This window comes from Gemmiger formicilis (assembly GCF_018784445.1).
In the GTDB taxonomy this organism is placed as follows: Bacteria; Bacillota; Clostridia; order Oscillospirales; family Ruminococcaceae; genus Gemmiger.
Window position 1 is genome coordinate 22914 of record NZ_WQOH01000011.1, and the last position, 26621, is coordinate 49534.

At 58.1% G+C, this 26621-nt stretch carries 31 protein-coding genes and 1 tRNA gene; 6 read left to right on the forward strand and 26 right to left on the reverse strand.

Going from position 1 to position 26621, the window contains the following annotated elements; all coding sequences use genetic code 11:
* Nucleotides 1–3: 3 nt before the first annotated feature.
* The 3 genes from GPK89_RS04280 to GPK89_RS04290 form a co-directional block, all read right to left on the reverse strand.
* Complete coding sequence (locus tag GPK89_RS04280; RefSeq protein ID WP_078783638.1) at nucleotides 4–705, reverse strand: iron-sulfur cluster assembly scaffold protein; 702 nt, start codon at nucleotides 703–705, stop codon at nucleotides 4–6.
* Between the two features lie 320 nt (nucleotides 706–1025).
* Nucleotides 1026–2705, reverse strand: a complete 1680-nt coding sequence (locus tag GPK89_RS04285) for an O-antigen ligase family protein (protein WP_215691727.1) — start codon at nucleotides 2703–2705, stop codon at nucleotides 1026–1028.
* 175 nt (nucleotides 2706–2880) lie between these two features.
* Complete coding sequence (locus tag GPK89_RS04290) at nucleotides 2881–4044, reverse strand: MFS transporter (RefSeq protein WP_430750595.1); 1164 nt, start codon at nucleotides 4042–4044, stop codon at nucleotides 2881–2883.
* Between the two features lie 244 nt (nucleotides 4045–4288).
* On the opposite strand from GPK89_RS04290, the gene hisS reads away from it, so the two are divergent.
* Complete coding sequence (gene hisS / locus GPK89_RS04295) at nucleotides 4289–5536, forward strand: histidine--tRNA ligase (RefSeq protein WP_215691729.1); 1248 nt, start codon at nucleotides 4289–4291, stop codon at nucleotides 5534–5536.
* A 243-nt stretch (nucleotides 5537–5779) separates the two neighbouring features.
* Nucleotides 5780–6736, forward strand: a complete 957-nt coding sequence (locus GPK89_RS04300) for a DUF4349 domain-containing protein (RefSeq protein WP_215691730.1) — start codon at nucleotides 5780–5782, stop codon at nucleotides 6734–6736.
* A 165-nt stretch (nucleotides 6737–6901) separates the two neighbouring features.
* On the opposite strand, the gene aspS is transcribed toward GPK89_RS04300, so the two are convergent.
* Nucleotides 6902–8683, reverse strand: coding sequence for an aspartate--tRNA ligase (gene aspS / locus GPK89_RS04305; RefSeq protein WP_215691731.1), 1782 nt, complete (start codon nucleotides 8681–8683; stop codon nucleotides 6902–6904).
* 186 nt (nucleotides 8684–8869) lie between these two features.
* On the opposite strand from aspS, the gene GPK89_RS04310 reads away from it, so the two are divergent.
* Together GPK89_RS04310 and GPK89_RS04315 are read left to right on the forward strand one after the other, a co-directional pair.
* A tRNA-Lys gene (locus tag GPK89_RS04310) sits at nucleotides 8870–8945 on the forward strand.
* Between the two features lie 162 nt (nucleotides 8946–9107).
* On the forward strand, nucleotides 9108–9359 hold the full coding sequence (locus GPK89_RS04315; protein WP_143402656.1) for an IreB family regulatory phosphoprotein: 252 nt from the start codon (nucleotides 9108–9110) through the stop codon (nucleotides 9357–9359).
* Between the two features lie 176 nt (nucleotides 9360–9535).
* Here the strand turns inward: GPK89_RS04315 and GPK89_RS04320 are convergent, their stop codons facing one another.
* The 6 genes from GPK89_RS04320 to GPK89_RS04345 form a co-directional block, all read right to left on the reverse strand.
* Nucleotides 9536–10798, reverse strand: coding sequence for a methionine gamma-lyase family protein (locus GPK89_RS04320; RefSeq protein ID WP_215691732.1), 1263 nt, complete (start codon nucleotides 10796–10798; stop codon nucleotides 9536–9538).
* Nucleotides 10795–11580: a GNAT family N-acetyltransferase gene (locus GPK89_RS04325; RefSeq protein WP_215691733.1), complete on the reverse strand. Its 786-nt coding sequence runs from the start codon at nucleotides 11578–11580 to the stop codon at nucleotides 10795–10797. Before GPK89_RS04325 ends, GPK89_RS04320 begins: the two co-directional genes overlap by 4 nt.
* Nucleotides 11577–12974 (reverse strand): UDP-N-acetylmuramoyl-L-alanine--D-glutamate ligase, encoded by a 1398-nt coding sequence (gene murD / locus GPK89_RS04330; RefSeq protein ID WP_215691734.1) that lies wholly within the window; start codon nucleotides 12972–12974, stop codon nucleotides 11577–11579. The genes GPK89_RS04325 and murD overlap by 4 nt, the downstream gene beginning before the upstream one ends.
* 284 nt (nucleotides 12975–13258) lie before the next feature.
* Nucleotides 13259–14431: a ribose-phosphate pyrophosphokinase gene (locus GPK89_RS04335; protein WP_215691735.1), complete on the reverse strand. Its 1173-nt coding sequence runs from the start codon at nucleotides 14429–14431 to the stop codon at nucleotides 13259–13261.
* A gap of 330 nt (nucleotides 14432–14761) precedes the next feature.
* Complete coding sequence (locus tag GPK89_RS04340; protein WP_215691736.1) at nucleotides 14762–16033, reverse strand: HlyC/CorC family transporter; 1272 nt, start codon at nucleotides 16031–16033, stop codon at nucleotides 14762–14764.
* Between the two features lie 256 nt (nucleotides 16034–16289).
* On the reverse strand, nucleotides 16290–16613 hold the full coding sequence (locus GPK89_RS04345) for a helix-turn-helix domain-containing protein (RefSeq protein WP_252261476.1): 324 nt from the start codon (nucleotides 16611–16613) through the stop codon (nucleotides 16290–16292).
* Between the two features lie 153 nt (nucleotides 16614–16766).
* On the opposite strand from GPK89_RS04345, the gene GPK89_RS04350 reads away from it, so the two are divergent.
* Both GPK89_RS04350 and GPK89_RS04355 read left to right on the forward strand, forming a co-directional pair.
* Complete coding sequence (locus GPK89_RS04350; RefSeq protein WP_215691738.1) at nucleotides 16767–17090, forward strand: hypothetical protein; 324 nt, start codon at nucleotides 16767–16769, stop codon at nucleotides 17088–17090.
* Nucleotides 17091–17111: 21 nt separating this feature from the next.
* On the forward strand, nucleotides 17112–18104 hold the full coding sequence (locus GPK89_RS04355; protein WP_215691739.1) for a hypothetical protein: 993 nt from the start codon (nucleotides 17112–17114) through the stop codon (nucleotides 18102–18104).
* 80 nt (nucleotides 18105–18184) lie between these two features.
* Here GPK89_RS04355 and rplQ read toward each other — a convergent pair whose 3' ends face one another.
* The 16 genes from rplQ to rplF all read right to left on the reverse strand — a co-directional run bounded on the left by rplQ (nucleotide 18185) and on the right by rplF (nucleotide 26608).
* The gene (gene rplQ, locus GPK89_RS04360) at nucleotides 18185–18526 is read right to left on the reverse strand and encodes a 50S ribosomal protein L17 (protein WP_147609819.1); all 342 of its coding nucleotides are present in this window, start codon (nucleotides 18524–18526) and stop codon (nucleotides 18185–18187) included.
* Between the two features lie 43 nt (nucleotides 18527–18569).
* The gene (locus GPK89_RS04365; RefSeq protein WP_078783582.1) at nucleotides 18570–19529 is read right to left on the reverse strand and encodes a DNA-directed RNA polymerase subunit alpha; all 960 of its coding nucleotides are present in this window, start codon (nucleotides 19527–19529) and stop codon (nucleotides 18570–18572) included.
* A gap of 75 nt (nucleotides 19530–19604) precedes the next feature.
* Nucleotides 19605–20207 (reverse strand): 30S ribosomal protein S4, encoded by a 603-nt coding sequence (rpsD, locus tag GPK89_RS04370; RefSeq protein ID WP_147609817.1) that lies wholly within the window; start codon nucleotides 20205–20207, stop codon nucleotides 19605–19607.
* Between the two features lie 20 nt (nucleotides 20208–20227).
* On the reverse strand, nucleotides 20228–20632 hold the full coding sequence (rpsK, locus tag GPK89_RS04375; protein WP_078783580.1) for a 30S ribosomal protein S11: 405 nt from the start codon (nucleotides 20630–20632) through the stop codon (nucleotides 20228–20230).
* A 14-nt stretch (nucleotides 20633–20646) separates the two neighbouring features.
* A complete protein-coding gene (gene rpsM, locus GPK89_RS04380) occupies nucleotides 20647–21018 on the reverse strand; it encodes a 30S ribosomal protein S13 (protein ID WP_078783579.1) in 372 nt (123 codons plus the stop codon).
* A 113-nt stretch (nucleotides 21019–21131) separates the two neighbouring features.
* Nucleotides 21132–21245, reverse strand: a complete 114-nt coding sequence (gene rpmJ / locus GPK89_RS04385) for a 50S ribosomal protein L36 (protein ID WP_078783578.1) — start codon at nucleotides 21243–21245, stop codon at nucleotides 21132–21134.
* 33 nt (nucleotides 21246–21278) lie between these two features.
* Nucleotides 21279–21515, reverse strand: a complete 237-nt coding sequence (gene infA / locus GPK89_RS04390; protein ID WP_078783577.1) for a translation initiation factor IF-1 — start codon at nucleotides 21513–21515, stop codon at nucleotides 21279–21281.
* A gap of 26 nt (nucleotides 21516–21541) precedes the next feature.
* Nucleotides 21542–21790: a KOW domain-containing RNA-binding protein gene (locus GPK89_RS04395; RefSeq protein ID WP_215691740.1), complete on the reverse strand. Its 249-nt coding sequence runs from the start codon at nucleotides 21788–21790 to the stop codon at nucleotides 21542–21544.
* On the reverse strand, nucleotides 21778–22551 hold the full coding sequence (gene map / locus GPK89_RS04400) for a type I methionyl aminopeptidase (RefSeq protein ID WP_215691741.1): 774 nt from the start codon (nucleotides 22549–22551) through the stop codon (nucleotides 21778–21780). The genes GPK89_RS04395 and map overlap by 13 nt, the downstream gene beginning before the upstream one ends.
* A 6-nt stretch (nucleotides 22552–22557) precedes the next feature.
* On the reverse strand, nucleotides 22558–23190 hold the full coding sequence (locus tag GPK89_RS04405; protein WP_215691742.1) for an adenylate kinase: 633 nt from the start codon (nucleotides 23188–23190) through the stop codon (nucleotides 22558–22560).
* A 17-nt stretch (nucleotides 23191–23207) separates the two neighbouring features.
* The gene (gene secY, locus GPK89_RS04410) at nucleotides 23208–24512 is read right to left on the reverse strand and encodes a preprotein translocase subunit SecY (protein ID WP_215691743.1); all 1305 of its coding nucleotides are present in this window, start codon (nucleotides 24510–24512) and stop codon (nucleotides 23208–23210) included.
* Nucleotide 24513: 1 nt separating this feature from the next.
* Nucleotides 24514–24951, reverse strand: a complete 438-nt coding sequence (gene rplO, locus GPK89_RS04415) for a 50S ribosomal protein L15 (RefSeq protein WP_215691744.1) — start codon at nucleotides 24949–24951, stop codon at nucleotides 24514–24516.
* Between the two features lie 17 nt (nucleotides 24952–24968).
* Nucleotides 24969–25148: a 50S ribosomal protein L30 gene (gene rpmD, locus GPK89_RS04420; protein ID WP_078783571.1), complete on the reverse strand. Its 180-nt coding sequence runs from the start codon at nucleotides 25146–25148 to the stop codon at nucleotides 24969–24971.
* 13 nt (nucleotides 25149–25161) lie between these two features.
* The gene (gene rpsE / locus GPK89_RS04425) at nucleotides 25162–25665 is read right to left on the reverse strand and encodes a 30S ribosomal protein S5 (protein ID WP_215691745.1); all 504 of its coding nucleotides are present in this window, start codon (nucleotides 25663–25665) and stop codon (nucleotides 25162–25164) included.
* A 16-nt stretch (nucleotides 25666–25681) separates the two neighbouring features.
* On the reverse strand, nucleotides 25682–26041 hold the full coding sequence (gene rplR, locus GPK89_RS04430; RefSeq protein ID WP_215691746.1) for a 50S ribosomal protein L18: 360 nt from the start codon (nucleotides 26039–26041) through the stop codon (nucleotides 25682–25684).
* Nucleotides 26042–26059: 18 nt separating this feature from the next.
* A complete protein-coding gene (rplF, locus tag GPK89_RS04435) occupies nucleotides 26060–26608 on the reverse strand; it encodes a 50S ribosomal protein L6 (protein WP_215691747.1) in 549 nt (182 codons plus the stop codon).
* Nucleotides 26609–26621 lie beyond the last annotated feature (13 nt).

Below are 26621 nucleotides of genomic sequence, written 5' to 3' on the forward strand. Positions count from 1 at the left end.
CTCTTATTCTTCACGCGGGTCGATGTACTTGACAGCGCCCTGCTCGGCAGAGAAGCGGCCGTAGGTGCCGATGTTCTTCTCGTAGGCTTCCTTCGGGTCCTTGCCGTGACGGATGTCCTCCATCATCTTGCCCAGACGGACGAACTGATAGCCGATGACCTGGTTGTCCTTGTCCAGAGCGGTCTTGAGGATGTAGCCCTCGGTCAGCTCCAGATAACGGACACCCTTGGCCTTGGTGGAGAAAATGGTACCGGTCATGGAACGCAGGCCCTTGCCCAGGTCGTCCAGGCCAGCGCCGACAGGCAGGCCGTTCTCAGAGAAAGCGGTCTGGCTGCGGCCGTAGACGATCTGCAGGAACAGCTCACGCATAGCAACGTTGATAGCGTCGCAGACGAGGTCGGTGTTCAGAGCCTCCAGGATGGTCTTGCCGGGCAGGATCTCACCGGCCATAGCGGCGGAGTGGGTCATGCCGGAGCAGCCGATGGTCTCAACGAGGGCTTCCTCGATGATGCCGTTCTTGATGTTCAGGCTCAGCTTGCAGGTGCCCTGCTGGGGAGCACACCAGCCCACACCATGGGTGTAGCCGCTGATATCCTCAATTTTATACGCCTTGACCCACTGGCCCTCTTCGGGGATGGGCGCGGGACCGTGCTTGGGTCCTTTTGTGATCGGGCACATTGCGTTGACCTGTGCGGAGTATTCGATCATAATTTTCTCTCCTTTGCATATTGTTAGGCTTTTCACAGCTATCTTTATTATAAAGGGTCGAATCCTGTTTTTCAAGATGTTAGTTTAAGCTAACCTTTGGTTTTTTGGCATTTTCTATGGCCGGGCGGCACAGCAGGCGGCGGATAGGCATGGTGGAGCAAATAAAAAAGCCTCCCTTGTCAAAGGGAGGTGGACGCCGCAGGCGGCCGGAGGGATTCCTGCCCGCGTGCGGATGTAACAGCGTACAAGGCAAGGCGCGTCGGAATCCCTCCGCCTCGCTATGCTCGGCACCTCCCTTTGACAAGGGAGGCTTTTCCTTAAAACAAAAACCCAAAGATCACCCGCGATACCGCACCGCAGGCCGCCATCATCGCAATGCCTGCCACAATCGGCGGCAGCCATTGCCGCAGCAGGCCTGGCTGCTGCACCGGCTCGGCAGATTTCGTCTTTTTGCCTTTGCCGTAACGTACAGGTTTCTCCGCCGTGGCGGAGTTTTCCTCCTGCTCCGGCGGCAGACAAAACACCTGCAAAAGCGCAAACAGCAGCATGATCTCGGGGAAAATCATCGACACGCGTATCGAGATGACCGCATGGGCCAGGTAGCTGACCAGCGCCAGTGTGACCGGGGCCACGCCGGGGCGCAGCCAGTTATGGGCGGCCTTGCGCAGATGGGCGATCACAAACCACAGCCACGCGGCCAGCCCCGCCACGCCGGTGGTCAGCAGCAGTTCCAGGTACTCGTTGTGGGCGGCGTAAAAGGTGCGCATCCGCTCGGTGATGTCCGCGCCCGCCCACTGGGCCACAGCCGTGTGCATCATGCCGGGGCCGACGCCGAACAGCTTGCGCCACACAGGCTGCGCCAGCCAGCTTTCGGCGGTGATGCGCCAGGCCGTGCCGCGGTAGGTGCCCCAGTCATCGTTAAAAACCAGCAGGTCATCCAGGCGGCCCAGGCTGGGGAAGCCCGGCATAAAATTGGCAAGCAGCGTCAGCACTGTCGCACCGAGCACAATGACCGCCGCCAGTGCCCGGCCCAGCCTGTACAGCGGCAGTTCCCGCCCGCGCAGGGCAAACCGCAGCACGGCCCAGACTGCCAGACAGACCGCAAACCCGAGCTGCGCCACATGACCCAGCGCCGCCAGCATTGGCTTACCGCCCTGGGTGTAGACATGGGTGCGCATATACTGCATCCACCCGGCGTGGAAGAAGAAAAACGCCCCGATGACCGCCAGCCGCCGCAGCGTGCGGGTGGTGAAGTTTTTCTGGCAGATGAGCACCAGCACCGCCGCGCCGATGCCCAAAGTCAGGCCCTCGGCATCCACCACAGCCAGCGCTAACCCGCCAAAGAACGCAGGCACGCCGTAAAACAGTGTGTGCCGCACGCCCCGCGCAACTAAGAACGCATAGAACACCAGCGGCAGCGCGAACGCCATGAACCCGGAGCAGAAGTTTTTCTGCCCCAATGTCGAGAAAAACTGCGCGCGCTCCACGACCGCCGTGTCCGCATAGGTACCGATGAGGTCGATATTAAATATGTTGAGGACGTACAGCACCGTGACGATGGCGGTGGCAACGCCGACGCAGAAGGTTAGGCCGTTTAAAATTTTCTGCGGCGCAAAGGCGCGGACGGCCAGATAGCCCGCCGCCGTGAACAGCACCATCATACAGCCGCCGTAGTAGCCGCCCAACCCCCAGAAGGACGCCGCAGGCGACAGCGACAGCACCGTGGACAGCACGCCCGATGCCGTGACCGCTCCCAGTGCCCAGAGGCCGGGGTCGGTTTTCCAGGGCAGACGACCCGGCATCGGCTTGGCCCCGACGACGGCCAGCGCACCGAGCCAAAGCGCAAACGCCCAGCAGACCGTGCAGATGCCGGTGAATTTGACAACGCCGAGGTTGGAGAATTTATCGATATACAGTGGGAACGCACAGAGCGCCGCCACCAAAAATGCCGTGGCCGACTGTGCAGCCAGGCGGCGAAGCTGTTGGGTTTGGGTCATAGTGAAAACCTCTTAAAGCACGTAATTTATTGCCGGAGCTGCTATGTAGGGGCCGCACATATGCGGCCCGCAACGCAACGGAAATCGACCGTCTGCGGGAAGGCCGCGGGCCGGGCATGCCCGGCCCCTACAAGTTCCCGGCAAATCCATATTGTACCCTGCCGCGCATAAAAATTCAACCATTCTCCACAGGTTTTACAAGACTGACACAAACCAGCCCCGCCGCAGCACATCCCCCGGCCAGCCAATGACGGGCGGCCAGGGGCAGGGCCTGCGCCCCGATATAGCTCAAAATACTGCCGCCGCTCATACCCAAGGCGATGAATCCATAGTTTACCCCGGCGTGGGGCAAACCAAACAGATCCGTGTTGAAGGACGGCTGCACGGCCGCGCCGCCGGAGTAGAAAAACGTAAGCACCGCATAGGCCGCCAACACCCACCACTGCCCCGCAAAGGCAAACCATACGCTGCCCGCCGCAAGACCCAGGTACACGGCGTACAAAACCGGCTTGCGGCCCAGCTTGTCACTGAGGGCGGGCAGCAGCATCCGTCCCGCCGCACTGGCCGCCGACCCCAGCACGATACTGTACGGCGCGGCACTCTCGGGCAGGCCGCGCTCGGTGGCAATTTTAAAAATTTCCGGGCTGAACAGCAGCACCGCCGGGGCGGACAGCGCTACCGCCGCCACACACAGCTTGTACTGCGGCGTGCGGAGCATCTGCTTGTAGTCAAAATCCGGCCCCGGCTGGGGCTTTCCACGCTGGGGTTTAGGCGGCGGGTCTTGCAAAATCAGCGCCCCCACACCGCAGACGACGAGCATGACCACCCCCAGCGCCGCAAAGCAAACGCGGATGCCCCACGCCCCGCCGACGCCCTTGACAAACACCGTAAAAAACGCACCGGACAGCCCCATGGCTACCCCCGCCACGCCGGTGGCCCAGCCTTTTTTGTCCTGATACCATTTTTGGGCGCAGGCCAGCACCGCCGGGGCCAGAAACGCACTGCCCAGCCCGGCGGGCAGACTGTACACGACAAGAAACAATGCGGCGTTGGCGGGCGGCACGAACGCCGCCGCGAAGAACCCGCCCGCCAATAGGGCCGTGCCCCACAACCCGGCGAAACGCGGACCGCGGGCATCCTGCAGCAAACCGCCCACCGCGCAGCCCACACCATAGGCCGCGACCAGTACCGCAAACCCCAGCATAGCCTGCCCGCGGGAAAAGCCGTACCCCTGCATGACCGGCTGCTGGAACACGCCCCACGCCGCAGGGATGCCGGTGAGCAGCTGTGCCGCCGCCCCCGCCGCTAAAATATACGGCCCGCGATTTTGTTTTGGCACACGCATCCCCTCCCCTTTTCGGGATAGTATGCCCGGTTTGGATTGACAAAATGCGGTTTGGGCGATATGATTATATATAAAAAGCCTTCCCCTGTGGGGGAAGGTGGCCGAAGGCCGGATGGGGGCAGGCTTGCCTCTATTGCCCATTTGTAGGTTACTATGGCAAACACGTCCCTCATCAGTCACCTTCGGTGACAGCTTTCCCCCCAAGGGGGGAAGTCAATTTGCAATAAGGAGAACCACCATGAAGACACAACCTTTAAAAGGTATGCGCGATCTGCTCCCGCGGGAACAGGCGCTGCGTGATTATATCCAGGGCCAGATCCTGGCCACCTACCGCGCCGCAGGCTTCCAGCGCATCTCCACCCCGATTTTGGAGGATATGGAGAACCTGGACAAGAGCGACGGCGGCGATAATCTGAACCTGATTTTCAAGGTTCTCAAGCGCGGCGACAAGCTGGAGCACGCGCTGGCAAGCGGCAACGAGAAGCAGCTGTCCGACATGGGCCTGCGCTATGACCTGACGCTTCCGCTGTCCCGCTACTACGCGGCCAACCGCAACGAGCTGCCCAACCCCTTCAAGGTCATCCAGACTGACCGCGTCTACCGCGCCGAGCGCCCGCAGAAGGGCCGCCTGCGCGAATTCGTCCAGTGCGACATTGACATTCTGGGCGATTCTTCCCCCAACGCCGAGGTCGAGCTGATCGACGTGACGGCCCGCGCCCTGCTGAAGATCGGCTTTACCGGGTTCACCGTCAACATCAACGATCGCCGCATCCTGCGCGCCATGCTGGAAAAGATGGGCTTTGCCGAGGACCAGCTGGATTCCGTCTGCATCAGTTTTGACAAGATGGACAAAATTGGCGCGGACGGCGTCAAGGCCGAGCTGACCGAGAAGGGCTTTGCCCCCGAGGCCGTGCAGGCGCTGGACGACTTCCTGCGTGCAGGGGATTTCAGCCTGGACACCGTCGCCGCCAAGGTGGACGACGAGGCACTGACCGCCGACCTGCGCTATGTCATTGCCGCCAGCGAGAAAGTCGCAAACGGCCGCTACGGCATTGCCTACGCCCCCAGCCTGGTGCGCGGCCAGGGCTACTACACCGGTATGGTGTTTGAGGTCACCTGCCCGCAGTTCAGCGGTGCCGTGGCCGGCGGCGGCCGCTATGACAACATGGTCGGCAAGTTCATCGGCCAGCAGGTCCCGGCTGTGGGCTTCTCCATCGGGTTTGAGCGCGTCTGCGGCATTTTGCTGGAGCAGGGCTATCAGATCCCCGGCGCAAAGCCGAAGATGGCGCTGCTGTATTTGAAGGACGCCGACTTTGCCGCCGTGCTGGCCAAGGCTGAGCAGCTGCGCGCCGACTATGATGTGACCGTGCTGCCCCAGGCCAAAAAGCTGGGCAAGCAGTTCGGCACGCTGGAAGCCGCCGGGTACAACGCCGTTGCCTTTGCCGACAACGACGACGTCAAGCTGCTTGGGCAGAAAGCCGAATAAGCAACCAAAAATTTGTGGGATGTGCCAAAATTGCGGCACATCCCACTTTTTTGTATTTGGTTTGTAACACACAGCTGGCATTTTCCGTGTTATATTGGTGAAAAGGGAAATGCCTTCTCCCCAAGGGGGAAGGTGGCCGAAGGCCGTATGAGGGGCGGCGTTCCCGACACCGAGCCGTAAAAAGGCGGCAAGACAAACTTGCCCCCCATCAGGGGAAGCCTTTACGTAGAAAGGAGTTCCACCATGAAAAAGCGCATCACCCGTATCACCGCTGCGCTGGCCGCTGCTGCACTGCTGGCGGGCTGCGGCAGCATCAGCAGCAACGACGGCGGCTACTACGCCACCGAGGCCGCCGCGCAGGAAAGCTGCAATTATGACAGCGCCGCAGGCGCGGTAGACAGCAGCCTGATGCCCGCCAACGCCGCCGAAGCCGCTGCCGATGAGACCGCGCAGAAAATCATCTACAACGCCAGCCTGTCGATGGAATCCACCGACTTTGACGCCGCCCGCGAAACCCTGCTGGCTGCGGTCGAGGCCAGCAATGCATGGATGGAGTCCACCAGCGTTTACGGCACTGAAAAGGATCACGACCGCAGCGCCGACTACACCGTGCGGGTGCCGGTGGACAATTACCGCGCGTTTTTGGCTGCCGTGGGCGAGGCAGGCAGCGTGCGCAATATCAGCGAGAATGCCCAGAACATCACCAGCAGCTACATTGATGTGGAATCCCGGCTGGCGGCACTGGAAGCCCAGCGCACCCGCCTGAATGAGCTGGCAGACCAGGCCGAGACGACCGCCGACCTGCTGGAAATCGAGAGCCAGCTTTCCGATGTGCAGTACCAGTTGGAGAACTACACCCGCCAGCTGCGCAATATGGACCAGCAGGTCAGCTACTCGACCGTAGACATCTATCTGGAAGAGGTCGCAACCCTGACCCCGACCGGCGTGACCTTCACCGAGCGCATTGCCGATGCGTTCGGTGGCGGCTGGGACGCCTTCGTTGGGTTTGTGCAGGGGCTGGTCATTGCGCTGGTCTACCTGTGGCCGGCGGTGTTGATCGTCATTGCAGTCATTGCGGCTCTGCGATTCTGGCGCAAGCGCCATCCGAAAGCCCCCAAAGCGCCCAAGCCCATCCAGACCCCGCCGTCAGCTGCGGAGTACCCGGTAAAGCAGGACGAGGAACCGAAGCCGAAATATTGAGATAACACAAAAAACGCCCGACCGCATAAAATACGGTCGGGCGTATATTTTTTCTGTCCTGTAGGGGCGAGGCATGCCTCGCCCTGCACCTACCCGCAAAAGGGAATCCTGCGGGCAGGCCGCGGGCCGGGCATGCCCGGCCCCTACAGCGCAATTACTTCTGACTTAGTCCTTCAGCGTCAGCGCGATGCTCAAATCCTTGAGCTGCTGCTCGTCCACCACGTCCGGTGCACCGCTCATCGGTTCGCCGGCATTCTGCACCTTCGGGAAGGCGATGACGTCGCGGATGGAATCCTTCTTCAGCATCAACATGACCATACGGTCCAGGCCGTAGGCCATACCGCCGTGCGGGGGTGCGCCGAACTTGTAGGCGTCCATCAGGAAGCCAAAGCTCTCGCGGGCCTTCTCCTCGGTGAAGCCCAGGGCATGGAACATACGATCCTGCAAAGCGGGGTCGTTGATACGCATGGAGCCGCCGCCCATCTCGACACCGTTCAGCACGATATCGTAGGCCACAGCGTGGCAGGCACCGGGGTCGCTCTCGACCTTGTCCAGGTCTTCGGCCTTGGGCAGGGTGAACGGATGGTGCATGGCCATCCAGCGGCCCTCCTGCTCGGAGTACTCGAACAGCGGGAAGTCAACGACCCACAGGAAGTTGAATTTGTCGGGGTCGATCAGGCCGTGCTTGCGGGCAATGTCCAGGCGGACCTGGCCCAGCGCGGTGCATGCCTTGACCCAATCGGTATCGCTGACCAGCAGCAGCACGTCGCCGGTCTCGGCGTTCAGTGCGGCATACAGCGCAGCTTTCTCGGCGTCGGTCAGGAATTTTTCAAAGCTGGAGGAAGTACCGTCGGCAGTCAGGCGGCTGTACGCCAGGCCCTTGGCGCCGTAGGTCTTGGCGACCTCGCCCAGCTTATCGATGTTCTTGCGGGACAGCTTATCGGCCAGACCTTTGGCGTTGATGGCGCGGATGGTGCCGCCTGCTTCCAGCACGGCGGCGAAGGGCTTGAACTCGGTGCCCTTGAACACCTCAGTCACGTCCTGGATTTCCAGACCAAAGCGGGTGTCGGGCTTATCGGAGCCGAAGCGGCCCATAGCCTCATCCCAGGGCATACGGTAGAACGGCGTCTGCACATCGACATTGAGCATTTCCTTCCACAGGCGCTTGATCAGGCCCTCGTTCAGGGTCATGATATCGTCCTCGGAGACAAAGCTCATCTCCTCGTCCACCTGGGTGAACTCAGGCTGGCGGTCGGCGCGCAGATCCTCGTCGCGGTAGCAGTGAGCCAGCTGGAAATAGCGGTCAAAGCCGGACAGCATCAGAATCTGCTTATAGAGCTGCGGGCTCTGGGGCAGGGCGTAGAAGTGGCCCGGCTGCACACGGCTGGGCACCAGATAGTCACGCGCACCCTCGGGCGTGGACTTGATGAGGGTAGGCGTTTCGATCTCGGTGAAGTGGTTCTCGCAGAAATAGTTGCGGATGATCTGCATGATCTTGCTGCGCAGCACGATCGGCTCGTGCATGGATGGGCGGCGCAGGTCAAGGTAACGGTAGCGCAGGCGCAGGTCGTCGTTGACGTTGATCTCGTCGCGCAGCTCAAACGGCGTGGTCTGGGCCTCGCTCAGGATGCGCAGCTCGGTAACGTAGAGCTCCACGTCACCGGTTGAAATCTTGTCGGTCTTGGCGGCGCGCTCGCGCAGCTTGCCGCGGCAGATGATGACGTACTCGCTTTTCAGGCTCTCGGCCTTGGCGAAAACGTCCTTGGGGGTATCCTCATCGAACACCAGCTGCAAAATGCCGGTGGTATCGCGCAGGTCGGCAAAGATGATGCCGCCCTTATCGCGGGCGCGGGCGATGGAGCCGCAGACGGTCATTTCCTGACCCGCCATGGCAAGGCTGACTTCCCCGCAGTAATTGGTACGGCGCAGGCTGCCCAAAGTTTCCATATTTCCAAATCCCCTTTACGGTTTTTTCTACTCTAAAAACCTATTATACCGCGCCGTCCTGCGTTTGGCAAGGGGCGCGGGGCGAAAGGCGGAGAAAATCCGCGTAAAATGTTTTCAAAAGTGTATTGACAAGCGGGACCGGACTTGCTATAATAGTAGGGCTGTGAGACCCACAGTGCAATAGATGTGCCCGTAGCTCAGTTGGTAGAGCATCTGACTTTTAATCAGAGGGTCCAGGATTCGAGTTCCTGCGGGCGCACCAAAAACCGCTTGAAGCCGCAAGGTTTCAAGCGGTTTTTTGCATTATACAACAGCAAGGACGAAATTTGCATTTCTGTATAAAATTTTATGGTTTTCGTCTTGCAAATTTGGCGCGTGTTGAGTATAATAAGGCTAATGATATCTTGTAAAGGGGAGAATTGAAATGCCGATCTCTGAACCAACCGCCGTATTTTCCATCCGTGATGACCGTGATATGGAGATCAAGCAGGCGGTGCTGCAAGTGTACCGCGCGCTGGAGGAGAAGGGCTACAACCCCATCAATCAGCTCGTCGGCTACATCCTGTCGGAGGATCCGACCTACATCACGACCTACAAGAACGCCCGCGCCATCATCCGCCGCATTGACCGCGACGACCTGCTGCAGGCGCTGGTTCGCGATTTTGTGAAGCATTAAAGGTTTGGCAAAAAATTCCCGCATATCCGATTTGGATATGCGGGAATTTTTGTAGCTAAAGCCTTCTCCCTCGGGAGAAGGTGGCCCGCAGGGCCGGATGAGGGGGAATCACGGGCAGGCTGCCCCTCATCAGTCCGCTTCGCGGACAGCTTCCCCCAAGTGGGAAGCCTTTTTTCTTATTCCGCAAAAAACGCGTTCTGCACGGCGTTCAGGACGGCGGCACGGCCGGCGGTAAAGTTGACGCCGCCCTGCAGGTAGCAGGTGTAGGGGGCGCGCAGCGGGCCGTCGCAGCTGATTTCGATCGTACTGCCCTCGGTAAAGCTGCCGCTGGCCATGACGACCTTGTCCGTGTAGCCCGGCTCGTCGGCGGGTTCGGGGCTGGCGAAGCTGTCCACCGGGCTGTTGTGCTGGATGCCCGCGCAGAAGCCAGTCAACGCGGCGGCACTGCCCGAGTCAAAGCAGGTCACAATATCGTTGTGGTCAGCCGTATAGCGCGGTACCGGGTTGACACCCGCCAGTTCCAGCAGGCACTGGGCATAAATCGCGGTTTTCAGCGCCTCGCAGACAACACCGGGCGCGTAGTAGAAGCCCAGGAAGGTATCCCGCAGGCTGTCCTGGGTGCAGCCCAGGTCGCCGCCGATGCCGGGAGCCGTGAAGCGGTGGCTGCACTTTTCCACCAGGTCGCGGCGGCCCGCAATGTAGCCGCCGGTGGGGGTGATGCCGCCGCCGGGGTTCTTGATGAAGCTGCCTGCCATGATGTCCGCGCCGAAGGATACCGGCTCGGCAGTCTGGGTGAACTCGCCGTAGCAGTTGTCCACAAAGATCACAGCGTTGGGGTTGGCCCTGCGGGCGGTGTCGGCCACTTTTTGAATCGTCGCCAGGTCAAAGGCGTTGCGCTGGGTGTAGCCGCGGCTGCGCTGAATGTGCACCACTGTCGCGGTCTTGGCCTTCTCGGCAATCAGGTCATAGTCGGGCGTAAAGTCCGGCAGCAGCGGGCACTCGTCGTAGTTTACACCGAACTCCCGCAGCGTACCGCAGCCCTTGCCCGCATTACCGATGCCGATGACGCCTTCCAGCGTGTCATAGGGGCGGCCTGTGGCGGCCAGCAGGGTGTCGCCGGTGCGCAGCAGGCCAAACAGCGCCACGGTCAGCGTGTGGGTGCCGCTCATAAACTGCGGGCGCACGAGGGCGGCCTCGGCCCCCATGCAGCGGGCAAAGACCTCTTCCAGCTTGTTGCGGCTGTCGTCCCACACGCCGTAGCCGCTGGACCCCCAGAAATGCCGCGCCTCGACGCCGCAGTCAGTGAAGGCGCGCAGCATTTTCAGCTGGTTGTAGTCGCGAATCTCCTCCACATGGGCAAACTGCGCACGGCAGAGGTCAAGGGCTTTGCGGTCCAGCGCCAGCACTTCGGGGCGCAGGTCATAAAATTGTTCGATCATTGAGTATTCCAATCTGTACTATAATGTTGAATTTTGCCGATTTGTAAAAATCCTAACTGGGCATAAAAATCGCACAGTTCTGGGAAACAGGCGAACCGCACAGTGCGGTCGGCGGCCAGCTCGTTGGCAAGGCTCACGATGAGCCATCGGGCCAGTCCCCTGCCCCGCCAGGCGGGGTCGGTAACACCCGCGGCCATGTAGCATTCGGCAGGGGATGCCTCATAGCAGCCCACGGTGCAGACAGGCTTGCGGCCGTGCAGCAGGGCACGGCAGTTACCCACACCATGGGCCAGCGCCGTGCAGACGGTGGAGTAGAACTCGTCGGCCTCGGCATCACTGTCAGGAAACACCAGGCGGCTGATGGGCAGCATCGACGGCGCTTTGTCCAGCATCAGTTCTGCCGGGGGCGCTGGCGGCAGGGGCAGCGTGCGCCCCCGGGGCAGTTCCCACAGGGCCAGCGGCGCGGCGGGTCGCCAGCCGTCAAGGGCCAACGGATGCTCGCTGCGCAGCGTATCGGCGTGGAGGAATTGCAAGAAACCCCGCAGTTCCTCCCGGGCGTCACCACCCGCGTCTCCGCCGGGCAATTCGCCGCAGAGCACAGCCGAGCCGCCCCGCAGTTCCAGCACAGCCGAGCCGGGCAGCAGGTAGAACGCCCACCCGCTGGCCGGGTGCCGGCCAAATAAATTCAGATGCGTGCCGAGGTTGGCCGCAAAGTAGGGCTTATCGGCAAGACGGCGGAGGTATTCTGCGCGGAGGGCGGAGGTAGAGGCGGATTGAATCATTTCAGTGCATTCACGATATTCTTGTAATCCTTCCCGCGCACCTCAAAGTTAGGGTACAAATCAAAGGACGCGGAGGCGGGCGACAGGCTGACCACGTCGCCGGACTTCGCCGCGGAACGCGCCAGCTCAACAGCGTGTTGCATATTGTCGGCGTGCAGGATCGTCAGGCTGCTCTCGGCAAAGCCCGGGCACTCGCGGACAGCCTTCTCGATGCGGGGGCCGGTCGCGCCCATCAGCACCAGCGTCTTGACGTGGGCCAGAATCTCCGGGGCCAGCGGCTCATAGGGGATCTTCTTGTCATAGCCGCCCGCGATCAGAATAATTTTCTGGTCAAAGCTGCGCAGACCCGCGATCGTGCGCGTCGGGCTGGACGCGATGGAGTCATTGTAGTAGGTCACGCCGTCCAGCGTGCGCACCGGCTCAATGCGGTGTTCGACGCCGGTGAAGGTCGAGCCGACCTGACGCATGGCCTCGATGGGCACACGGCCCCAGACGGCGGCACAGGCGGCCAGCAGGTTTTCCACATTGTGCAGGCCGCGCAGTTTAATATCCTTGCGGGGCAGAATCGGCGTTACCACGCCGTTCTCGGCATAGCAGAGCGTGTCGTCGCTTTCCCGCAGGAACGCACCGTTGTCCGTCTCGTGCAGGCGGGTGAACCAGACCTGCTCGCCCTTGCAGTCGCTCTGCATACTGCGGGAAACGTCGTTCTCATAGCCCAGCACGGCGCGGCAGGGCGGGGTCTGCCACAGCAGAATGTTCCGCTTGGCGTCGATATACTCCTGCATATCCTTGTGGTGGTCCAGGTGGTTGGGGGTAACGTTGGTCACGACCGCCACCTTCGGGCTGCGGCGCATACTGATGAGCTGGAAGCTGGACAGCTCGACGACCGCCACCGCGTCGGGGGTGACGTCGGCCAGCTGGGGCAGCAGTGCCGCACCGATGTTGCCGCCCAGGAACACTTTGCGGCCTGCGGCTTCAAACATCTTGGAGATCAGCGTCGTGGTGGTGGTCTTGCCGTCAGAGCCGGTCACAGCCACGATCTCGCAGGGGCAAAACGCAAAGAAAAGCTCCACCTCGCTGGTGACCAGTGCACCGGCAGCCTTGGCGGCCTGCAGCTCGGGCTTGTAGTACTCGTAGCCCGGCGTGCGCATGATGATATCCTGTCCGGCAAAACCGTCGGTGTAATGCTCGCCCAGGCTCAAATTCACATTCAGGCGGCGCAGCGTGTCGGCGTAGTCGCCGAAGTCGTCCAGGCTCTTTTTCTGGTCGCAGAGCGTGACCTGCGCGCCCAGTTCCACAAACTGCGCAATGCAGCGCTTGTGGCTGACGCCCGCACCGATAAAGGCAACTTTTTTGCCCTTGATAAGTTCTTGCAGCTGTTCGATCGGCAGCATAATAATCTCTCCCCTGCTTATAATCTAAGGCAATACCGCATAATTCTAAGTGCCGATACGGCGAGCGAGGTGCGGCAGCTGCTAAGCCAAAAGCGCAGATAATACTTTGTGTATTATCGAGCATTTTGGCAACGCAGATGCCGTGCCGCAGCCGCCGGAGCGGTGCTTAAGCCGTAAGGCGGGAATTATGCGGTGTTGCCCTAACCACATTATATACGAAATGCCGTATTCCTGCAACAAAATTCGGCCCGCCGAAGCGAGCCGAGGTGGGATTTATTTTGCGCTTACTGCTCGCCGCCCATGGGGATGCCGTGCTTGTCCAGCAGGGCGCGGATCTTCGTCATCGGGTCGATGATGGAAGAAACGCTCTTGTCATGGTTGATGGCGGCGATGAAGTAAGCGGTGTACTTGGAGACGTCCACGTCATAGTACCACTCGCGCTCCAGCAGCTCCGGCTTGCGGTAGGTCAGGTTCGTGCCCAGCACAGCCTTGATGATGCCGTCGTTGTAGGCCTTGTCGAACTTCTCAAGACCGGCGGTGAACAGCGGGAAGGTGCAGCAGGTGAAGATGTTGCGGGCACCGCGCATCTTCAGCTCATAAGCGATATCCAGCATGGACTCACCGGAGGCGATGATGTCATCGGCGATGAACACGTCCTTACCCTGCACGCTCTCGCCCAGGTACTCATGGGCAACAATGGGGTTGCGGCCATTGACGATGCGGCTATAATCGCGGCGCTTGTAGAACATGCCCAGGTTGCAGCCCAGCACGCTGGAATAATACATATTGCGGTTCATCGCGCCCTCGTCCGGGGAGACGATCATGAAGTTGTCCTTGTGGAAGGAGACGTCCGGCACGTGATGCAGCAGGCACTTGAGCACCTGGTAGGTGGGCATGACGTTGTCGAAGCTCATGGTGGGCACGGCGTTCATGACGCGGGGGTCATGGGCGTCAAAGGTGATGATGTTCTTGACGCCGACGTCGCGCAGCTGCTGCAGCGCAAAAGCGCAGTCCAGGCTTTCGCGGCTGACGCGGCGATGCTGGCGGCCGCCGTACAGGCTGGGCATGATAACGCTGATGCGGTGGGCGCGGCCTGCAACAGCCTGGATCAGGCGCATCAGGTTCTGGAAGTGGTCGTCCGGGGAGAGGTGGTTCTCATAGCCGAACAGCTGGTAGGTAACGCTGTAATTGCCCGGATCGACGAAGATATACAGGTCGTCGCCGCGGGTCGAGGCCTTGACCAGGCCCTTGGCGTCGCCGGACTGGAAACGCGGGCAGTCGGACGGGATGATGAAGGTGTCAACATCGGTGTTGCCGACTTCACGCGCCCAGCGGACAAGGTGACTATCAACGAGTTTGCAAAGTTCCTCTGCACCGGGGCAGGCGATCAGACCGAGATCAGCGATCGCATCCTCCTTGGCAAAGAAATCACGCGGGCCAAGATTCTGTTCAGCCATTACAGGTACTCCTTACTTCCATCTTGTATTCATTTGCGGCGGGGCGGCGCGGCGTGCCGCAATGCCCCATTTACTAGTATTGTAGCACAGCGGCGGGATAAAATCAGCCCTGCAAGGCAAGAATTTCAGCAATTTCTACATTTTCCGCACTTTAGACATTGTGTTGGCCGCGGCCAACAAAAAATTCTGTCGGATTTTACAAAAAATTTGCAAAGGGAATTTTCACAAACATTTACAGTAACATTTTATCGGTCAGCTGGCGCCGTAGGAGCGGGGCTCTGCTTCTACAAAAAGGCTCCTGCTGGAATCCAGCAGGAGATTTCATTCTATTTACTTCTCGTTCTCGTCCTGGACTTTGCGGGGGGTCAGGCGGACTTCCTGGACGCGGCGGTTGGTGGCGCGGGTGACGGTGCCGTCAAAGTCGCCCCAGATGAATTTGTCGCCTACCTTGGGCAGACGGCTCAGCTTCTCCTGGACCAGACCGCCGATGGCGACGGCGTCAATGTCGTCGTCCTCCTTGATGCCCAGCTCGTCGGCGGTGTCGTCAACACTGGCGCTGCCGGAAATCAGCCAGCTGCCGTCGGACTGCTGGCGGACGTCCTCGACCACGTCGTCGTGTTCGTCCCAAATCTCACCGACCAGCTCCTCGAGAATATCCTCCAGCGTGATGATGCCCGCCGTGCCGCCGTACTCGTCGACGACAACAGCCATGTGGTGCTTGCTCTCGCGCAGGGTGCGCAGCAGCGCGGAAATCTGGGTCACGCTCGTCGTGTAGAGTGTCGGGCCGATCAGGTCCTCCAGCTTGACATTTTTGTCATGCTTCTGCAGGGCCGCAAAACAGTCCTTCTCATGTACGACACCGATGATATTGTCAATCGTATCGTGGTAAACCGGCAGACGGGAATAGCCGCTCTCGGCAAAGCGCTCGGTGACCTCGTCCATCGGGGTGTCGTCGGCCACGGCCACAACATCCACGCGGGGGGTCAGCACATCCTGGGCCTCGACGTCGTCAAACTCGATGGCGCTGCGGATCAGCTCACTCTCGCGGTTCGTCAATTCGCCGTCCTTCTCGGCCTCACTGACCATGGTCACCAGCTCACCCTCGGTGATGGTGTCCTTTTCTCCGGTATCAAACCGTTTGGCTAGGAACTTTTTCCACGCACCGAACAGGGCGTTCAGCGGTGTAAAAATCGTGACCAGCGCACTGAGCACGGGGGCAAAGGCCATGGCCATTGTTTCGGGCATTTCCTTGGCCATGCTCTTGGGGGTGATTTCGCCAAAGGCCAAGACCAGCAGGGTCATGACAACCGTCGAGACGGTAGGGCCGTAAACGCCGCCGACAAGGCGGGTAAACAGCACGGTGGCAAGAGAGGACGCACCGATATTGACAATGTTATTGCCGATCAGAATGGTGCTGAGCAGGCTGTCGTAGCGCTCAACCAGCGCCAGCGTGTGCGCTGCTTTGGCGTCACCGTCCTCCGCCTTGCTCCGCAGGCGGATCTCATTCAGCGAGTTATACGCTGTTTCTGCCGCCGAGAAAAATGCAGACAAACCGATCAGGATTATCAGTGCGACGATCATAAATATACTGCCATCGTCCATTGGGGAACTATCAACTCTTTCTGTATGTTATTTATGTGTAGAACGACACATTTTACTTATTATAGCATAGATATGCACGCAACGCAAAGGGTACGCCGTCAAATTTGTGTAAAAACGTGTTTTTATCTAATTTTGGAATTTCTTCGGTTCCTTCTTTGCAAAGAAGGAACAAAGCATTGGCTAAACGGCGCATTTTTCCGCAGGATGTCCCCTATAAAATGCGGCTGCTCCCTCTGTGCCCCACCGCTGCCGGTCATTACTGCATCAATTTTTCAACTGCGCAAAGTAATTCGTAAAACTGCTTTTGCTTTTCCTGCGGGTAACTGTTGATTTTATCATAGCATCGCATCGCAAAGCTGGTCGGCTTTGTCGGTGGCTGAATATTCTCAAACAAATCAGAAAAAGAGATTCCCAGCCCCTCCACAATTTTTTCAAGGCTGGTAATCGTCAGGCTCTTCTCTCCGCGTTCTACCTGCCCGATGTAAGTTGGGTGCAAGCCCGCACGCTCTGCCAATTCTTCCTGTGTCATTTTTTTGTCTATGCGTTCTGTGCGAATCCGTTTTCCCAGTTCTTTCGTCATATTGTTCAAAGTATCACCCCTATTTATAGATATAGTCTATAAATATTCTTTCCGCCTTTGAACAGACTATTGACTTTATCGTCGCGTAAATATATACTTTAGTTGTTATAAGCGCGTTATTCGCACTTTTAGTATTTATTTGTGGAGGTTATCATGATTTGCAAAAATGTAAAAGCGGCAATTTCCTCGTCACTTGCGGCTCTTTTGCTTGTCGGTCTTGTGGGTTGCAGTGGAACCAAAACGTTGAACGGACACTATACAGCCGATGTATCGACATACAATTTTCCCAAAACGCTGAACTTTGAAAGCGACGGAGATTGCGATTATAACGATACCCTTGGCATCACATATAAAATTGAGGACGGAAAGCTCCGTTTCTATTTGGGTGCTATCTCGGAAGCCTATGACTTTTCTAAAAACGGAAATAAAATCACATTGTCAAAGGATGGCGAAAGTGTAACGTACACCAAGGACTGATTCAATGAAAAGAGGTCGGAAATGAGAAATCGAACTTCTATTGTAATACTATGTAGCATTACTGTTTCTGCTTTATTAAGCGGGTGTGGTGCATCAAATAAAATTCCTGATGCCACTATCAAAACTGCTATACAAGATTCTACAAATATCTACTCTGACTATAATCTTGCGATTCAGGAACTTTCCTTTCCATCCCGAAATTACGATAAAAAAGAAAAGACTGAAAGCGTAACCGTCACAGTGAATGCAGAGAATGCAGATAGCACTTATACCGCCACCTATGATATATGGGGTGAATTAATTGATAAAACATGGAATATAACCAGTGTCACGCCAACTTCTGAGGAAATCAAGCCCAAGGCCGTATTATCTTATGAAGATATTTCACTTCTATCTGATAAAATTGTCGAGTCTGTGCAGGGTACCAAGCAGGCTGGTAAATTCACAGACACTTGTACTATGCATATTGATGAGTGCAATATTAGCAGTGAGCCTTCCTCAGATACTGCAAATGCGAATATAACTCTCGTTGCAAATACTCAGTGTTTCAACGTATATCGTGATTGTTTAGCAATATTTAATTATACTCTTGATGGGTGGAACCTTTCTGATATTTCCTCGGGCGATTATACGATTCAACTGAATGAATCCGGACTGGTTGGAAACTGGGCGCTTGATGAAACATCAAAAAGTAACTTTACATATTTAAATATTGACCATACTTCCGGAGATTCATTTTATGCAACTTTGTATGCAGGTCACCATGATCCGTATATAAAAAGTAATAGTTATGAAATAAATATCGATGAGATTTCCGAATTCAAGTTTACAACGAATCCTCTCTTCAACTTCTTATATAATACCCGCAACGGAAGAGAATTTACCCCTTATTTTGAATGTCATAATGACTCCGGTGAATTATTGGGATTCTTTGTCATTTATCCCGAGAATGATGAGTATCCGATGCCGCGTATGAACGGTTCCGGCCCGCTTGGATATTTGATAAAGCAGTAAATTGTCACATTACAACTCGCAACAAAAAACACCGCTTACCTTACGGCAAGCGGTGTCTTTTTATCAAGTTATCTGACTAATCAGACCAGCTCGATGATAGCCATCTCGGCGGCGTCGCCGCGACGAGGGCCGGTCTTGTAGATGCGGGTGTAGCCGCCATTGCGGTCAGCGTACTTGGGGCCGATCTCATCAATGACCTTCTTGGCAACGTCCTCCTTGGTGATGTAGGAGAAGACCTGACGCTTTGCGTGCAGATCGTCCTGCTTACCGAGGGTGACCATCTTCTCGGCCATGGAACGAACTTCCTTGGCGCGGGTAACGGTGGTCTCGATCTTGCCGTTCTCAAACAGGTAGGTCACCATAGCGCGCAGCATAGCGTTGCGGCTGTCGGTGGCACGACCGAGTTTACGGGTACCGGGCATTTCGATTCACTCCTTATCAATAGAATCCGCGTGTCGCGGGGGGTTAGTTTTCGTCTTCCTTGGTCAGAGAGAAACCAAGGCTGTCCAGCTTTGCCATGACCTCTTCGAGAGACTTGCGGCCCAGGTTGCGGACCTTCATCATCTCGTCCTCGCTCTTGCCGATGAGGTCACCAACCGTGTTGATGCCGGCACGCTTGAGGCAGTTGAAGGAACGGACGCTCAGGTCCAGCTCCTCAATCGTCATCTCCAGTGCCTTCTCACGGCCCTGGTCGTCGTTGTCCACCATGATCTCGGTCTCGCCGGTCTCATCGCAGAGGTTCACGAACAGGTTCAGGTGCTCGGTCAGCACACGGGCCGCCAGGCTCAGGGCCTCCTGCGCATTGCAGGTGCCGTCGGTCCAGACTTCCATAATCAGCTTATCGAAGTCGGTGATCTGGCCCACACGGGTACGATCCACCGTGTAGTTGACCTTGAGGACGGGGGTGTAGATGCTGTCCACAGGCAGGGTGCTGATGTCGTTCTTCTCAATCAGCGCCTGCTTGTTCTTCTCAGCAGGAACATAACCGCGGCCCTTGTCAAAGGTCAGCTCCATGACCAGCTTAGCGCCCTCGCCCAGGGTGGCGATGTGCCACTCAGGGTTCAGGATCTCGAGGTCGTCGCCGCCCTTGATGGTGCCGGCAGTGACCTCGCAGGGGCCGACGGCCTCCACGCGGACGGTCTTGGGGGCTTCGCCGTAGATCTTGGCAGCGATGCCTTTGAGGTTCAGGACGATTTCGGTGACATCCTCACGCACGCCCTCGATGGTGGTGAACTCATGCACCACACCGTCGATCTTGACGCTGGTGACAGCCACACCGGGCAGAGAGGACAGAAGCACACGACGCAAGCTGTTGCCCAAGGTCGTGCCGAAGCCGCGCTCGAGGGGCTCGACGACGAACTTACCGTAGCGGCCATCCGGGGAAAGGGCAGCCGTTTCGATCTTGGGGCGTTCGATCTCCATCATAAAAACCCTCCTTGTTAAGCCGGTGCCCGAAGGCACCAGTTCGGTTGGAAAAATCGTAGAAAACAGTTAAGAGGATTACTTGGAGTACAACTCGACGATGAGGTGCTCTGCGATGGGCACATCGATGTCCTCACGAACGGGCAGCTTGGTGACAGTGCCCTTCAGGGCGTTCTTGTCACGCTCCAGCCAGGAGGGCAGCAGCACGACAGGAGCCTCCTCGCCCAGCAGCTTGCTGAACTTGACGGAGGAACGGCTGGACTCGATGACTTCGATCACATCGCCCGCCTTGACCTGGTAAGAGGGGATGTTGACACGCTTGCCATTGACAGTGAAGTGGTTGTGGGAAACCAGCTGGCGGGCGTCGCGGCGGGTCTTGGCAAAGCCCAGACGGTAGACGACGTTGTCGAGACGGCGCTCGACCAGAACCAGCAGGTTGACACCGGTCTGACCGGGCATGCGGGAGGCCTTCTCGTAGTAGGTATGGAACTGGTTCTCCAGGATACCATAGACGAACTTGACCTTCTGCTTCTCGTTCAGCTGGGTGGCGTACTCGCTCTTCTTCTTTCTCATCTGGCCGCCGGGGTTACGATTGGTGGTCTTTTTGCCATAACCCATAACAGCAGGAGAAATGCCGAGAGCACGGCAGCGCTTAGCGATAGGTTGGGTATTCTTAGCCATATCTCATGTTCTCCTTTCAATCAAACGCGGCGGCGTTTGGGCGGGCGGCAGCCATTGTGGGGGATGGGGGTCACGTCACGGATCATGGTGACCTCCAGGCCGGTTGCCTGCAGGGCGCGGATAGCGCTCTCACGGCCGGAACCGGGGCCCTTAACGTAGACCTCAACGGTCTTCATGCCATGCTCGATGGCGGCCTTGGCAGCGACCTCAGCAGCGCTCTGCGCAGCGTAAGGAGTGCTCTTACGGGAGCCACGGAAGTTCAGCGCACCAGTGCTGCACCAGGAAACGGTGTTGCCCTGGGTGTCGGTGATGGTCACGATGGTATTGTTAAAGGTGCTCTGGATGTGAGCAGCACCGGCGCTGATATTCTTGCGCTCTTTTTTCTTAGTGCGGGTTTTTGCCGCAGTAGCTTTGTTAGCAGCCATGTCTCAGTTCCTCCTTACTTCTTTTTGTTAGCGACAGTGCGCTTGGGACCTTTGCAGGTACGCGCATTGGTCTTAGTGCGCTGGCCGCGGCAGGGAAGACCCTTGCGATGGCGCACACCACGGTAGCACTGGATCTCGGTCAGACGCTTGATGTCAAGCGCGACGTTACGGCGCAGGTCGCCTTCCACCATGATGTTGTTTTTGTCGATGTAGTCACGGATCTTGGCCTCTTCATCAGCGGTCAGGTCCTTGACGCGGGTATCAGGGTTAATTCCGGTACCGGCGAGAATCTCGTCGGCAGTGGACTGGCCAATGCCGTAAACATAAGTCAGACCAACCTCGATCCGCTTCTCGCGAGGCAGATCAACACCAGCAATACGTGCCATAAAGCACCTCCATTAGTAACATCCCATGTCCTGGTCGGGGCCTGCGCCGGGAATCTACGCACTTGGCCCCCAAGCGTTTTGGGTACGGTTTCCGCGGAATGCTCCGCGGACCTTTAGCCCTGACGCTGCTTATGCTTCGGATTGGCGCAGATGATCATCACGCGGCCTTTGCGCTTGATGACCTTGCACTTCTCGCAAATGGGTTTCACGGAAGGTTTTACCTTCATGATGTTAACCTCCTTTATAACACAAGGCGCTTCTTACTTGGAACGCCAGGTGATCCGGGCTTTGGTCAGGTCGTAGGGAGACATTTCCATCGTGACCTTGTCGCCGGGCAGGATGCGGATGAAGTTGGTCCGCAGCTTGCCGGAAATGTGAGCCATAACCACATGGCCGTTGGGCTTACCCTCTTTGTTGAGGAGTTCAACCTTGAACACAGTGTTGGGCATGGCCTCCCGAACGATACCTTCTACTTCGATGACATCTTCTTTAGACAAGCTGATTGCCTCCTTGAAGGGTTCCGTCAGTTCTGCGCCGCGTCATAGGCGCGGATGGCATCCCTGAGTTGTTGATCGCTTTTCAGAAGCTCGTTCTCAAGAACGGTGGTCGTAGGTGCAACGTGCTGTATCTTTTTGCGTTTGGGGTTGTCCAGCTTGCGCAGGTCCCCATCCGCAACCAGAAGCATCGATCCATCCACAGCCAGAACAGCCAGCGTGCGGGTCTTATCCCGCCCGGCCTTTGAGCGGACCAATTGGCCTTTTACAAAGTCCATCCGGGTTCCTCCCAGCCGTGGGTCAGGACCTCGGCACCGGCCGTGGTGATAGCCATGGTGTGCTCAAAATGAGCCGCCAGGCCGCCGTCACACGTCTTGACCGTCCAGCCGTCCTTCAGCGTCTTTACCGCGTACTTGTACTGGCAGACCATCGGCTCAATGGCAATGCACATACCCGGCACCAAGCGCGGACCGCGCCCGGCGTTGCCGAAGTTCGGGACTTCAGGATCCTCGTGCAGCTCCTTGCCGACGCCATGGCCGACAAAGGTGCGGACGACCGAGAAGCCGTTCTCCTCAACATAGGTCTGTACTGCGTGGCCGATATCCCCTACCCGGTTGCCGCCGCGCGCCATCTCAATGCCGCGATGCAGGCTCTCTTTGGTAACATCCAACAGCCGCTGGGCTTCCAGGTCGAGCTTGCCGCACCCGTAGGTGCAGGCATTATCGCCGTTGAAGCCGTCGATCTTGCAGCCGGTATCGATCGAAACGATGTCACCGGGGCGGATCTGCTGCTGTTTTGAGGGGATACCGTGAATGACGGTGTCATTCACGCTGATGCACGCCGTGGCCGGAAAGCCATACAGGTGCAGGAAGTTGGGTCTTGCACCGTGGCGCACGATAAAGTCGTAGATGATTTTGTCGATCTCAGCGGTAGTGATACCGGGTTCGATCGCTTCGCCACCTGCTTTCAAGGCAGCTGCGCTGATAGCGCAAGCCTTGCGCATTTTTTGCAGCTCGGCAGCATTTTTGATTTGGATCATGGATGATTAAGCCTCCAAAAGCTTGAGAAGGAACGCCGTAGTGGCCTCAATGGAGCCCTGGTCGGGCACCTCCACGAGCTTGCCGCGCTGGCGATAGAACTCGACCAGCGGTTCAGTCTGCTCATGGTAAGCCTTCAAGCGATCCAGTACGGTGGCGGGCTCGTCATCCTTGCGGATGGCCAGCTCACCGCCGCAGCGGTCACAAACGCCCTCTTTGGCGCTGGGTTTGTTTACGATGTGGTAGCTGGCGCCGCACTTTGCGCAGACGCGGCGGCCGGACATACGGCGGGTGATGGCCTCGTCGGGCACGATCAGGTTCACGACCTTATCGATGTCCACGCCCATCTGCTCCAGGGCCTCGCCCTGAGCGATGGTGCGCGGCATACCGTCGAGGATAAAGCCCTTCTCGCAGTCAGGCTCTGCCAGGCGCTCTTTCACGATGCCGACGATAACATCGTCAGGCACCAGAGCACCGGCATCCATAAAACTTTTTGCCTTTTTGCCCATCGGCGTGCCTTCCTTGACGGCGGCGCGCAGAATGTTGCCGGTGGAAATGGTCGGGATGCCCAGCTTATCGCAGAGGATCTCTGCCTGGGTACCCTTGCCAGCGCCGGGAGCGCCCAAAAGGATCAGTTTCATCGCACATTCCCTTTCTCTTATTCCAAGAACCCTTTGTGGTAACGGGCGGTCATATAGCCTTCCAGAGAACGGCCGGTCTCAAGCGCCACACCCACGACGATCAGCAGCGTAGTACCACCCAGCTGGATGGAAGTGCCGGTGATGTTGCCGAGGATGATGGGGAAGCCAGCAACGATGGCCAGGAAGATCGCGCCGATCAGAGTGATCTTGGACAGGGTCTTCGTGATGAAATCGCTGGTGGGCTTGCCCGGACGGATGCCGGGAATGGTACCGTTGTTTTTGCGAAGCTGGTTGGCAATGTCCACGGGGTTGTACTGGATCGCAACGTAGAAGTAGTTGAACGCGACGATCAGCAGCACGTAAACGATGAGGTAAAGAACGCTGTTGTAGTTAAACACGCTGAAGAAAGCGTACAGCGCCGGATGCGAAGCTGCATCCAGATTGATGAACCGGAAGATCAGACCGGGCAGGCTGCACAGCGTCGAAGCAAAGATGATGGGCATAACGCCGGTCATGTTCACTTTGATGGGGATGTAGCTGGACTGACCACCATACATCTTGCGGCCCATAACGCGCTTGGCGTACTGGACCGGGATGCGGCGCTCTGCGTTCGTCAGGATGACGACGAAGACCACAGCGACCAGAGCCAGGACAACCAGCAGAGGCAGCATGATGTAGAAGAACGGCTCACCGTTCTGGGCGCGGGCCAGAATGTTGGTCGTAGCAGTGTAAATGCTGGACCAGCGGGCCACGATGCCTGCGAAAATCATCAGCGAGATACCGTTGCCGATACCCTTGCTGTCGATCTGGTTGCCCATCCAGGCGCAGAGCTGAGAGCCTGCCGTGAAGGCCAACACGATGACGACCGCGCTGAAGATGCCCGCAAAGCCCTCGGTGTAAGACAGAGCGCCCATATTGCGGATGATGAAGTAGTAGCCGATGGACAGCATCAGACCAATGCCCGCGCCAACATAGTTGGTGATGCGGCGCATCTTGCGCTGACCTTCCTCGCCTTCCTTGGTGAGGTTTTCCAGATACGGAATGGCTACCGCCAGCAGCTGCATAATGATGGAGGCGTTGATGGCGGGCTGCACACCCAGGGCGAACAACGTGCATTCGCTCAGAGCGCCGCCGCTCATCATATTCAGATACTCCAGCATATCGCCGGTGCCGCCGGCAAACATCGAGGTCAGTGCGCCTGCACTGATGTACGGCACAGGAATCGCACAGCCAAGACGGAACAGGACGAGGATCAGAAGGGTGAACAGAAGACGCTTGCGCAGATCTTCAATCTTCCATGCGTTACGGAAGGTTTCCAGCACCTTACATCACCTCAGCCTTCCCGCCCGCTTTCTCGATTTTTTCCTTGGCGGAGGCTGTATAAGCAGCGACCTTGACATTGACAGCCTTGGTCAGCTCGCCGTTGCCCAGCACCTTGACGCCGTCCAGCGTCTTGGAGATGATGCCGGCCTTCAGCAGGGCCTCGGTATCAACGGTAGAACCGGCCTCGAACTTCTCGAGGTCAGACACCTTGATGGTAACATACTTGGTTGCGAAAATGTTGTTGAAACCGCGCTTCGGCAGACGACGCTGCAGAGGCATCTGGCCACCTTCGAAGCCAGCCTTCTTGACGCCGCTGCGGGCCTTCTGGCCCTTGTGGCCGAAGCCAGCGGTTTTGCCGTTGCCGGAACCAGCACCGCGGCCCTTGCGGGTCACGGCCTTGCGGGCACCAGCGGAAGCTTTCAGTTCGTGAAGTTTCATGCTTGCACCTCCTTGCATTAGCCCTTGGTCACGACGACCAGGTGGGCGATCTTGGCGATCTTGCCCTGGGTAGCCGCGTTGTCGGGCTGCTCGGTAACCTCACCGGGGCGGTTCAGGCCCAGGGAGTGCGCAACGGCGATCTGCTCTTTGCCGCGGCCGATCAGGCTCTTGGCGAGACGAATGGTAACTTTCTCCATTGTAGTACCCTCCTTAGCCCAGGATCTCGGCAACGGTCTTGCCGCGCTTAGCAGCGACGCTCTCGGCGTCGGTCAGGCCGCACAGGCCTGCGAAGGTAGCAGCAGTGACGTTGATGGGGTTGTTGGAACGCAGGCTCTTGGCGCGGATGTCCTTGATGCCGGCGCACTCGAGCACGGCACGGACAGGACCGCCGGCCAGAACGCCGGTACCGGGGGCAGCGGGACGCATCAGGACGCGGCCTGCGCCGAACTCGCCGACGATCTCGTGAGGAATGGTGGTGCCCTTCAGGCAGACCTTGCGCATATTCTTCTTGGCAGCGCCCTCACCCTTGCGGATAGCCTCGGGAACTTCGCCGGACTTGCCGACACCGTAGCCGATGTTGCCCTTGCCGTCGCCCACGACGATCAGAGCAGCGAACTTCATAACGCGGCCGCCCTTGACAGTCTTGGAAACGCGGTTGATGGAGACGACCTTAGTGATCATGCCGTCATCTTCTTGTCTTCTCTGCATGGCCATTGTATCTTCTCCCTCCTTACAGCTTCAGACCGGCCTCGCGGGCACCCTCAGCGAGAGCCTGCACACGGCCGTGGTAAACGAAGCCGCCACGATCGTAGACGACCTCAGTAATGCCCTTCTCCAGGCACTTCTTGGCGATGGCCTCGCCAACCTTCTTAGCAGCGTCAATATTGCCGCCGTAAGCATTGAAATCTTTGTCCATGCTGGACGCGCTGGCCAGGGTCACGCCCTGCTCATCATCGATGACCTGAGCGTAGATGTGCTTGGCAGAGCGGAAAACATCCAGACGGGGACGAGCAGCAGTGCCGCTGATCTTGCCGCGGACACGACGGTGGCGGCGCAGACGAGCAACGTTCTTATCAGCCTTGTTGACCATAATGTTTCTCCTCTCCTATTATTTACCCTTGCCGGCTTTGCCTTCCTTACGGATGACATACTCGCCAACATAGCGGATACCCTTGCCTTTGTACGGCTCGGGCGGGCGGACACCGCGGACCTCGGCAGCGAACTGGCCGACTTCCTGCTTGTCGATACCGGTGATGCTGAAGTGCAGCGCATCTTTCAGCTCGATCTTGATGGTATCGGTGTCCTCGAACTCAACGGGATGAGAGAAGCCCAGGGTCAGGGTCAGCTTGCTGCCCTGCTTGGCGGCACGATAACCGACGCCCTGAATTTCCAGATCCTTGCGGAAGCCTTCGGTAACACCGACGACCATGTTATGGATCAGGGTGCGGGTCAGGCCATGGAGGCTGCGTGCCTCCTTCTCGTCATTGGGGCGGGTAACCAAAATCTCATTGCCCTCGACAGCAACATTCATCAGAGGATGAAATTTGGAATGCAGGGTACCCTTGGGGCCCTTAACGGTGATGGTATGCTCGGCCGCATCGACCTTCACTTCCACACCGGCGGGAATGACGATGGGTTTTCTTCCAATTCTCGACATTGTCTATACCCCT